General features: G+C 68.2%; 10 protein-coding genes and 1 pseudogene. 8 read left to right on the top strand and 3 right to left on the bottom strand.

Annotated features, from left to right (window positions below; translation table 11 throughout):
- The first annotated feature begins 114 nt into the window (after window positions 1–114).
- From AB0I11_RS33705 to AB0I11_RS33695, 3 genes are all read left to right on the top strand, one after another.
- On the top strand, window positions 115–498 hold the full coding sequence (locus AB0I11_RS33705) for a hypothetical protein (RefSeq protein WP_357329903.1): 384 nt from the start codon (window positions 115–117) through the stop codon (window positions 496–498).
- Between the two features lie 216 nt (window positions 499–714).
- On the top strand, window positions 715–1,773 hold the full coding sequence (locus tag AB0I11_RS33700) for an IS110 family transposase (RefSeq protein ID WP_357329901.1): 1,059 nt from the start codon (window positions 715–717) through the stop codon (window positions 1,771–1,773).
- An 11-nt stretch (window positions 1,774–1,784) separates the two neighbouring features.
- A complete protein-coding gene (locus tag AB0I11_RS33695; RefSeq protein ID WP_357329899.1) occupies window positions 1,785–2,096 on the top strand; it encodes a hypothetical protein in 312 nt (103 codons plus the stop codon).
- Window positions 2,097–2,217: 121 nt separating this feature from the next.
- Here the strand turns inward: AB0I11_RS33695 and AB0I11_RS33690 are convergent, their stop codons facing one another.
- Complete coding sequence (locus AB0I11_RS33690; RefSeq protein WP_357329897.1) at window positions 2,218–2,664, bottom strand: hypothetical protein; 447 nt, start codon at window positions 2,662–2,664, stop codon at window positions 2,218–2,220.
- A 126-nt stretch (window positions 2,665–2,790) separates the two neighbouring features.
- On the opposite strand from AB0I11_RS33690, the gene AB0I11_RS33685 reads away from it, so the two are divergent.
- The 4 genes from AB0I11_RS33685 (at window position 2,791) to AB0I11_RS33670 (ending at window position 7,401) form a co-directional block, all read left to right on the top strand.
- Entirely contained in the window at window positions 2,791–3,993 is a 1,203-nt protein-coding gene (locus tag AB0I11_RS33685; protein ID WP_357329895.1) for a HEAT repeat domain-containing protein, read from the top strand.
- A 349-nt stretch (window positions 3,994–4,342) separates the two neighbouring features.
- Window positions 4,343–4,546 carry a hypothetical protein gene (locus tag AB0I11_RS33680; protein WP_357329893.1) on the top strand — a complete coding sequence of 68 codons (204 nt, stop codon included), beginning with the start codon at window positions 4,343–4,345 and terminating at the stop codon, window positions 4,544–4,546.
- A gap of 124 nt (window positions 4,547–4,670) precedes the next feature.
- A complete protein-coding gene (locus tag AB0I11_RS33675) occupies window positions 4,671–5,726 on the top strand; it encodes a hypothetical protein (protein WP_357329891.1) in 1,056 nt (351 codons plus the stop codon).
- A gap of 160 nt (window positions 5,727–5,886) precedes the next feature.
- Window positions 5,887–7,401: a DUF4419 domain-containing protein gene (locus AB0I11_RS33670; RefSeq protein WP_357329889.1), complete on the top strand. Its 1,515-nt coding sequence runs from the start codon at window positions 5,887–5,889 to the stop codon at window positions 7,399–7,401.
- A 179-nt stretch (window positions 7,402–7,580) separates the two neighbouring features.
- Here the strand turns inward: AB0I11_RS33670 and AB0I11_RS33665 are convergent, their stop codons facing one another.
- Window positions 7,581–8,219, bottom strand: a complete 639-nt coding sequence (locus AB0I11_RS33665; RefSeq protein ID WP_357329887.1) for a hypothetical protein — start codon at window positions 8,217–8,219, stop codon at window positions 7,581–7,583.
- A 402-nt stretch (window positions 8,220–8,621) separates the two neighbouring features.
- On the opposite strand from AB0I11_RS33665, the gene AB0I11_RS33660 reads away from it, so the two are divergent.
- A complete protein-coding gene (locus AB0I11_RS33660) occupies window positions 8,622–9,413 on the top strand; it encodes a hypothetical protein (protein WP_357329885.1) in 792 nt (263 codons plus the stop codon).
- A 141-nt stretch (window positions 9,414–9,554) separates the two neighbouring features.
- Here the strand turns inward: AB0I11_RS33660 and AB0I11_RS33655 are convergent.
- A pseudogene (locus tag AB0I11_RS33655) lies at window positions 9,555–10,002 on the bottom strand (hypothetical protein); the annotation flags it as partial.

The raw sequence follows: 10,002 nt of genomic DNA, 5'->3' as shown, positions 1-10,002 counted from the left end.
GCCCCGATCACCTACGAGAACAACACCCGACCAGCGCCAGCTACGCTGGCCCCAGCCGCATAAACCCCGTGTCCAGGATCAGGGGTCAAGCCCCCAGATCGGCATCATGCCGTCGTGGGATCGGACTGGATCTGGGAGCTGCGAGTGCCGGCGGCGGCAGAGCCAGCTCTTCGCGAGCTGCACGCCCTGGCAGCCGACCGGGGCCTGCGCCCGCAACGCCCCGATGGGCTGATCAACCTGTTCACCAACCCGGACGGCGACCTGCGCACGGTCGAGGACCCGCAGGCGGCGCTCGACGCCATGGCGACGGGCAAGGAGCATGGCCAGCTCTGGACGAACGGCAACGTCGACATCTTCGTGCACTGGCAGGACGGGACTCTCATGTGGGCGTTGGATTCCGCCTTCTGTTACCGCCACCCAACGCCCGAGGCCGACACCTTCCGCGAGTTGCACGCTCGCCTGACTGTGAGCATGGCGGGGTCGGTTCAGCAGTGGTGAGCTGATAGCTGGCAGTGGCAGGTGTGACTCTTCGTCTGACTGGCTTTGTGCCTTTGGCGGGACTTGTCCGCCTGCTGCTGCCGGCGCCGGCCCGGCGGGAGACGTTTGGCCTGATCAGGAGCTTGACCGCCAGTTAGCGGCTGGCGTGTCTCATCACAGTCCTGCCATCTCCGCACCGGACCGGACCTTGCGTCCCCACGGTTGAGGAGAGAACGCATGTCCATGCTGGCAGATCTGGTCGAGGTCGTCATCGGCGTCGACACGCACAAAGACACGCACACCGCCGCGGTGCTCGACACCCGCACCGGTGGGGTCATCGCCAGGGCCACGGTGAACACTGACAGGGACGGCTATGCCGAGTTGGTGGCTCTAGCCGAGCAGCATTCAGGGCTGCGGGCCTGGGCGCTGGAGGGCTCCGGCGGTTACGGGGCCGGCCTGGCCCGGCACCTGGCCGACGCCGGTGAGCTGGTCGTGGAACTGGACCGACCGGTGCGACCGGCGCGCCGCGCCGGGGCGAAGTCCGACCCGATTGACGCCGAACGAGCTGCCCGCGACGCCCTGGCCCGCACCCGCCTGGCCCAGCCCAAGACGGGACCCGAGCGGGCTGCGCTGCAGGCACGGCTGACCGCCCGCCGCGCAGCCGTGGAAGCCAGTTCGGATGCCCAGCGGCAACTGCACGCGTTGGTAATCACCGCTCCTGAGGTGGTGCGGGCCCGCTTCCGCGGCCAGAGCACCCGCCTCATGCTCACCACCGCCACCCGGCTGCGTCCCACCCCCAACACCGATATCGAGGTGTTCACCTGTCTGACCGTGTTGCGGGACCTCGCTCGCCGCGTCCGCTTCCTCGAAGCTGAAGCCACCGAGCACGAAAAGGCGATCCGCACGATCGTGCGCTCCTGGCGACCGGACCTGCTCGACCTCACCGGCGTCGGACCGATCGTCGCGGCCACCGTGCTGACCGCATGGTCCCATCCCGGGCGCTGCCGCAACGACGCCGCGTTCGCCATGCTCGCCGGAGCCGCCCCGATCCCGGCGTCCTCCGGCAAGACCGTCCGTTACCGCCTCAACCGCTCAGGAGACCGCCAGCTCAACCGGGCCCTGCACACCATCGCCCTATGCCGCCTGCAACGCGACGAACGCACCCGCGCCTACGCCGAGCGCCGCCGCACCCAAGGCAAAACCGATCGGGAGATCAAACGCTGCCTCAAGCGCTACATCGCCCGAGAGCTCTACCGACGCCTCGAAACCCCACCCCAAACACTTGACGCGGCATAGGAGCGTCCGGCTTGTGGCTCGACGTCGCCCAGCGCCTGCAGGCCGACGTCGGCCGAATCCTCGACGAATGGTCAAGCGAGCAGGTGTGGGACCTCGGCATCCACGACCACTCCCACCCGGCCGGTGGTTGGCCGGCCGAACTCGGCTGGTGGACCTACCTGGGCCCCGACCGCCACCTGCCACCGGCACCGCTGCCCGAGATCGCGGCCCAGGCACGCCGGCTCCCGAACGGCGCCCTACTCGTCGAACTCCTCGACGAGCCCGCCACCGTCGACCCGCTCCGCTACCAGGACATCCACACCCGCTGGCTCCAGCCGGCATGAGCCCAGCGAAGCAAAACCCCTTGCAACACTGGCGGCCCAGCTCACGCACGGCGGAAGATCCGGGTACCTGAAGATGCGCTGCTTCAAGGCAGACAGCGGTGGGTTGCTGCGTGTGGGTGACTCATGCCGGGCCGCCTGGAGCGTCAGGCAACGCGAACCATCGGCCTTCAGCCACCTCGCGTAGGTGGCCCTCGCTGGCGAGATGGGTGCAGGCCGCCACGATGTCCTCATGGCTGTAGCCGTCATCGGCGGCTTCGTTGAGGAACCAACGGATTCGCCAGGCGTCGAATGCTTCAACCTCGCGCCCGAGCAAGGGATCGGTGACCAGGTCGACGTCGGCCTCCCTGCCGTCGGAGCTGATTAACCGGCACCCAGCGCCGTGGACGGTGTACTCGATCCCGCTACGGGTGACACCTTCCCGGGGCAACTCTCCGCGCGAGCGGACCGCAGCCAGAAGATCCGCGATGTCCGCGACGGGAAACAAGTCGGCGAGCAGTCGACCACGCAACTCGCGCAGGGCGGAGGCGAAGCGCAGAACAGCGTCAACCGACGAAACATCCCGGGCCATGCGCCCAGTATGAGGATCCTGCCTCCGCACATCGGCGCGACTCCGCGCCTGGCCGGCGACGGACAAGCGGGTTGATCTTGCCGGTTCGGTGCACTGTTCCACCATCGGGTGTGGCATGGTGACCGCGTGTTCGACAGCCGTGGGTCCTTGGAAGCCGTGGCCCGGCACGCCGTAGAGCTTGAGGACGATTACGACGCCATCGCACCGACTCTCAGGGAGTTGGAGGCCTGCGGGGACATCACGTTGGTGCCCCACCTGACCGAGGCACTCGACCGGTTCCTCGACGAAGGGAACTTCTACGGCCGCGACCTGATCGCTGGCGTCTTGGCCGGCATCCAGGGTGTGGCGGCGCTTCCCGCGCTGCTGCGCGCCTCAGCCCGCGACCTCGGGGACGACCAGGACAGCTTGCAGGCCGAAATCATCGACCTGCTGCACGGGGATCGGCCAGCCGCCCGGCGCGTGGTGCTCGAGTTGGTCACCGGTAACGCGCTCGAGTTGCGCCGCGAAGGGCTGTGGGCACTCGGGTTCGTGGCCGAAGCGCAGGACGTCGAACTGCTGGCAGCTGCGGCGACCGACGCCGATCCGAAGATCAGATCCGTGGCAATCGCCTCGATTCCTGACTCAGCCGCCGACGACCGGGCCTTCAAAGTTCTCATCGAGGCACTGCGCGACCTGGACGAACAGGTACGAGTATCGGCGATCAGCCAACTTGGCTACAGCGGCAGGGCTGACGCGGTGATGCCGCTGGTTGCCCTCGCCGCCGACCTGGCGCCCCGGGTACGATCCATGACCGCGTACGCACTCGGGCAACTCGGCAACCGCGAGGCGACCCCGGCCCTGCTGCGGCTACTCAACGACCCCGACTCGCACGTCCGCGAGAACACCCGCAACGCCCTCGGCGCAGTCGGCGGACCGACCGCAGTCGACGCCCTGCTCACGCTCGCTGCCGACGAAGACCCGGAACTGCGGATCGACGCCGCCCACGCGCTCGCGAAGGCGGTTGACTCCGATCCCCGCGTGGCACCGCAGCTCACGGCGCTGGCGCGAGACGACCAGACAGTGGTACGCGCGGCCACCATCCGTGGACTCGCCAGCGCCGGTGGCAGCGCAACGCACTGGCGGAAACTCCTGGTTGAGCTCGCAACCGACCCGGCCCCCGACGTCCGTCAGCGGGTCGCGGTTGCGGCGCGACATCTCGCGCCTGACGCTGCCCCGGACATCCTCCACCGGTATGCCAGCGACCCCGACCCGGTGGTGCGCCGGCTCGCCGGCACCGAACTGGGCCGACTGACCGCACCACCCACTGATCCGCCAACCAGCAATCGGTGACACCACGGCGCGGCACCTGATGGACAAGCCGAAAGTACGCCGAATCATCGGCAAAGCCGCGAGCGGCTGGCTATGTGCCGGAGGCCATGTACGCGACCAGGATGTAGTTGGGGTGCCCGTCGAGGTTCTTGCGGCCCCGGTCGTAGCGCGTGGTGGTTCGCCGATCGGCGTTGCGGGCGGCGATCTGCACGAGGTGATCAAGCGCAGGCGAACACGCTAAGCTCACCGACCGCGTAGAACCGCCCATGAGGCTGGCCCGCGCGGCGGGCTGCGCGCACGGGTCGGCGCAGATCCGCGCACCCGGCCTTGGCGAACCGGGTGCCGCGAGACGTGCGAGTAGGGTCTGCGCATGCCGGATGACATCGTTCTGCGGCTCGACCGCGCGACTGCTGAGGATCTATACGCTGCGCTGTACGAGGTCGGGGAACATATCGCGGCTGGTGCAGCCATCACCCCGCCCACGGTGGAGGAGGTCGAGCGGCTGGGCACTCTCCTGCGGGACCTGGGCCATGCCCTCGGTCGTCGTTGCTCTCCATACTGCGACCATCTTTAGTTGATCGAGTGGCACACCTGCTCAGCAGATGTACGGGTGCCCGCTACGACATGATCCGGGAGATCGATCGCCGGAAGTCCCGCTGCGGATTGCGCTGCACCCGGTCCTTCGCCACGCTTGCCGGATGGCCGGTCTTGACTTCTTCGTCGACGTCGTGGTCAGCGGTGCCGTGCTGGGCGTGGGCCTGACGGACTCACCGGACGAGGTAGCCCGCACGCTGGGTGGAGACTTCGCGGGGGACCGGGGCCGCGCCGTGATGCGGCGTGACTACGGCTTGGTGGAGTTCTCCTGGGCTCGGCATCCCGGATCCGGCTCCTGGCAGGCGGCCGGCTTCACCGTGCAAGCGCATCGCCTGGCGAGCATCACGGTCAACGATGCACTCGTGCAGCGGTACGGGCCGTTCGGCCGGCAGCTGCGGTCCACGCAGTTGGACGCCGGATTGGACCGCCTCGGCTACCACCTGCAGGAGATCACCGACCGGACCGATGCGGACTACCGGCGGTACTGGCTTGCCGAGTCGCGGATATCCCTCCTCGTGGCCACCACCGGGCACCAGGGGCTGGTTGATGCCGGTGACGTCTGGTCGATCAGCGCACCCCATCCGCCCGAGCTCGTGGCCGCGAGGAGACTCGGCGGGCAACGCCAGTCCGTCAAAGACGGATCGGTCCACCTACTCCGTCTCGATGAGGATCAGCGCCGGCAGTGGCTGGACCGCCGCCAGCCGGGGCCGCGCGAGCGAGTCAACTGGTGGCTTTACCTGCTGCTGGTCATCGATCAGCAGCTGCGGGACCAGTCAGGCTGGCGGGCGGAGTGGGCGGAGCTGAAGCTCTGGCTGCTGTGGCAGGGGCGGGCCCGGGCCGTGTTCAGCGAAGCCGAGAGCGCCGAGAAGCTGGCGTACTTCGCGGCGGACCTGCGCCGCTCGGGGATCGGGTTGGCGGTGCTGCCGTCCGCTGACTACATCGTCCGGGCCTGCCTGGACGCGATCCCAGTCGGTCTGAACGAGGCGGCCACGCTCGCCGACCGGCGAGAACTGGGCGGTCTTGACCGCACCCAGATGCGCCACACCCGGCAGGCGAAGAATCTGGTCAGCGCAGCCCAGTGGCACCTGGACGCAGTCCTGGACACACACCTCGCCGCCCAGCTGCGTGAGTGGATCGATATCAAGCCGCGTCTCGTGTAGCAGTCGGCCTCACCCCAGGAAGCAGACGCACGCCCTCGGCCGATGCATGCTCATCGCCACGGCAACCCACTACGCCGGGCACGACCAACGCGACGACAGGGGCGAGATGGGTACTTCGTAGCGGGATCGCGTCCGGGCGAGCAGGCGTTAGAGTCGCGCAATGGTGACCTTCCGGGTCGACGAGGTGACCCCCGCAACCGAGGGACTGCCCACCCGGCCGCTCGGCGAACTGTTCGGGGACGCGCTGGTGTTCGGCGGTGATCCAGCGCTGCCGATGCTCGTGCCAGACGGGGTACATCCGCTGCTCGACGCCGTCGGGCGCGCGTTCGCCGACCATCGGCCGCTGGTGTTGTCTCCCGACGCGGTGTGGTTGACCATCGCGCACGGCGTCGCCCAACACATCCGGCTCCACGCCGAACAGCTGCGCCCCCGGCTGGTGGGCCACGCCGGCCGTAAGCGGCTCACCGTGGCCGTCGACGGGCCGATGCCGCAGGACGCGCAATCCTGGCAGGACGTGGTGGAGTCATTCCACAAGCTGCTCGCCGCCGAGATCAGCGACGCGGACGTGTTCGAGTGCGATTTCTCCACCAGCACGGAGGTCGACCGGGTCGCGGGACGAGTTGTCTTGCTCGACGCCTACTCGCCGTACTTCTCGCTGTGGCTGGTGTGCGTGTGCGGCATCCCGTCGATCACGTTGACCGGCACCATGGAGGACTGGCAGAAGATCCGCGCACGGGTGGACGCGATCGCCGGGTTCGGCTTGCAGACGTGGTGCCAGTCGCTCGCCCCGATCGCCGACCAGTTCGTCCGAGCCGCAGGTGGCGACGTGGACGTGTCCTTCTGGCGGCGGATCTACAACGCCGTCGACGCGTACGGCGGTGAGGTGGTCACCGGCTGGGCCGCGCGCCTGTACCCGTACCTTCGCGGTGAGGGTGTGGTGGACCAGCCGAATCCGCTACTGGAGTTGCCTATCGACAAGCCGCGCGACGCGACCATCGACGGCCGCGGCTTCTACTGCGGTGCAGGCATCCGCACCGATCAGGTGCCCGCGACATTGTCGCGGGCGACGGTCAACGTCAACGATCGAGTGGCGGGCGACAACCGTGCGGTGGCCCTGCACGCCGGCCTGGTCGGCGTCGCCCAGGACGACGACGGCGGACTGCGGCCGGTGGCCGGCTGGTACCTCGCGCCGGCGGCGATGGAGATCGACGACGTGATCGACCGAATCGTCCGCGACCACGAAACCGTGCCGCCGCAGCCCACGTTAATGTTCGACGCGCCCGCCGAGGTCGTGGCGCTCTACCGGCGCATCGGCTCCGCGACGCTGTTCCACACGTGGCGGCTGCTGCCGGTGGCCGAGCACCGCCGGGTCTATCGCGGCCACGAGCACCGGTCGCTGTTGGCGATCATCGACCTTGCCGATGGTCGAAGCGTCTGCGCGGCCCTCGACAACGAAACGCAGTCGACCCACTGGGTCCTCTGCCGCGTCGAGGAGGTAGCGGCCGCACGGTCCGACGAGTTCGACGGCCTGTTCCGCCTGGTCGACGAGCCCGCCGACGTCCCGGTGTATGGCACCTCGCTCGCGCGACTGCTCGACGCCGCCCTCGACTCCGATGGCGACATCACCCACCTCGAAACCGGCCGGCTCAATCAGCTGGACCGACCCATCCGTTAGTCCGTGACGCGCTGTCCGCAGTCCGGCACGACCGAACACGTCCAGACTCGACAGCACTTATATAACAAGGCCTACAGGGAGTGACATGCCTTGTGGCCGGTCAGCACGCGCGATCGGCGGCAGATCCGGATGTTCAGTCGCGAGGGCCACCCGGCGCGTACTGCTGTTGGTCCGAGAGATTACGAGGGCAACTCATACTCCTCCGCGAGCCGCTCGGCGTAGCCACGTACCAGGTCGTCACCGGTGGCGCGTACCCGCCGGACCAGCTCAGCTGCTTCACCGGTTGCACCCCGGTCCAACAGCAGCGCAGCGAGCAGGCATCGGCAACGGTTTTCCAACAGCGCGGCACCTTGACGCAGCACGGCCTCCGCTTCGACCTGTTGATGCGGCAGCAAGAGCGCGCCGAGGTTCGGCAGAGCACCGGTGTCGCCGGCCGCCACCTGGCGACGGCGATGCTCGATCGCCTCACTGAGCTCGCCGGGCTCGCCGTGGTTGTGCAGGAAGGCTGTATACATCGTCAACGCGCTGACGCTGCCGGACTCGATGGCCTTCGCGAACGACATGCGAGCTTCGGCCGTGTCGCCCTGCCGGGCGCGCAGCGCCGCCAAAGACGCCAACGACTGAACGTCACCGGCCGTGATCGCCGCCCGGTAGACGGCCTCCATCGCAGCGTGGTCCTCCCGGATACCAGGCCAGTTGACCAGCTTCACGACGGCCCGGTGGTCTCCGGCTTCTGCCGCCTTGCGGTACAGGGCCTCCGCCATAGCGTGCTCGCCCTTGGCCGACATCTCCTCCGCGGCTTGGACCAGAGCAGCCATCGCCCGAGTCCGGCTCGCTCTGCGGAATGCCATACGCGCGAACGCTGCGGCAAACGCTTCCGCGTAGGAGGACGGCAAGCGATCGACGATGGCTGACCATCGCGCCCGTAAACCCATACCGCCGATTCTGGCAACACCGCGCACGTCGCAGTATCCGCGGTTCTGCATTGCGGATGGATCCGGACTACCCCCGATGCGTCCAGCGACTCGAGTCCTCTACGCACTCATTTCGGCAGTTCAGGACGCCGACAACGCCAGCACGGCGTTGTCGGCTGTCGCGGCGGCGCGCACGGACGGCGGCAGATGAGGGCGAAGCTGACCGATCCCGGGCTGCGCGACGTGGCCCTCGACCGTTGTCGCAAACGAGACGCTTCGACAACGAGGTGTACCTACGCTGAGCCCGTGACGGAGGTAGATCCGCTGGAAGTGGCCGCCTGGCGAATGGCGGTCGGAGGACTCGAATCCGATGATTTGCCCGAGATCGCGACCGAGGCGCTTGTCCGGGGCCTCGATAGTCCTGCCCTTCGCGTTCTCGCCGGGCAGGCACGGTGGGCCGTCCGAGACTCGTCGGACCTGTTCCGTGTTGCTCTGGACGAACTCGGCATCGAGCTTCCCGACTCCGACCGGGCGCAGTGGCACCTAGCCCGGCGTACCGCGGGCGAAATCGTGGCCGGGCGTATCAGGGCCGCCCGCGGAGCCAACGACCTCTGGCTCGCGTATCAGAAGGTACGGGACAACGGGGACCTGCGGATCTTTGTGGGCTTGGCGTCAACGCTGGACGATCACCCCGAGGACGCTGAGCAACTGGAGGCCGACATAGTCGCGGCTGCGCGAGAGCTGCTGGATCGGCCAGCACCTCGACGCTGGATCAAGCTAATGGCCGCTCGGGGACGATCTCCGCTCACTCAGACGATGGGTCCCGACGACACCGAGGTTGATCCCGAGGCTCTCCGACTCAGCGACGGCCTGCGTTCCAACCTCGCGCAGTGGAAAGCCTATTTCGAGGCCGCGCTGTCGGGTTGGCCGGCGTCGGGTGGATTTGATTCGGAACACGACGCCGAGAGGTTTGTAGCCGCCGGCCAGCGACTCGTTTTGCAACTTCAAGACGAACTCGGAGCCAGCTACCACGTGGAGTACATGCCAGAGCCAATTCGTCCTCCGGGAGTGAAACTGCGCGCGCGGTCGAACCAGTAATCGACCGCTCATCGGCAAATCCGGATGCGGAGTGGTTCGCCGAAGTGGCGCATGCCCGTTACGTAGTGTTACCGATCGGGGGCTGCGGGCGCAGGACCCGGGGATAACGGCCTCATGCACTGACTGCGGCACGACCGGCGCCTACCTATCGGGTGCAGGCGTGAAGGCGGCGAGCGGGTGGGGCTGGCCGGTCATGGCCGCGAGGGCGGTGGCGACGGCGTGGAGGTCGGCTTTGATGTAGGTGGTGGTGGCGGGTCCGCGGCGGTCGGTGTGGCCGGCGTAGGCGCGGGCTATCCCGTAGCCGAAGTGGCGTTCCACCCAGGTGAGGGTGGTGTGGCGCAGCCAGTGGGTGGAGATGCCCTGCGCGGCGACCCAGGGCAGGCGGTCGCCGATGCGTCTCCAGAGGTGGTCGTAGCGGCGGCTGCTGATCGGCTGGCCGTTGCGGTAGCGCAACAGCCGGTCGGTGGGCAGGACCGCGCCCCGAGCCTGGGCATGTGTCGGGGTACTCGTTGGAGTGCAGAGGTGAGTACGGCTGATCTTGCAGAGGTCAGGTGTCGTGGTGGGGGCCTTGTTCGTCACGGTGGGTTGC

The sequence above is a fragment of the Micromonospora sp. NPDC050495 genome, from assembly GCF_040655175.1.
Lineage (GTDB): Bacteria > Actinomycetota > Actinomycetes > Mycobacteriales > Micromonosporaceae > Micromonospora.
This window is presented reverse-complemented; position numbering and strand designations above follow the sequence as displayed.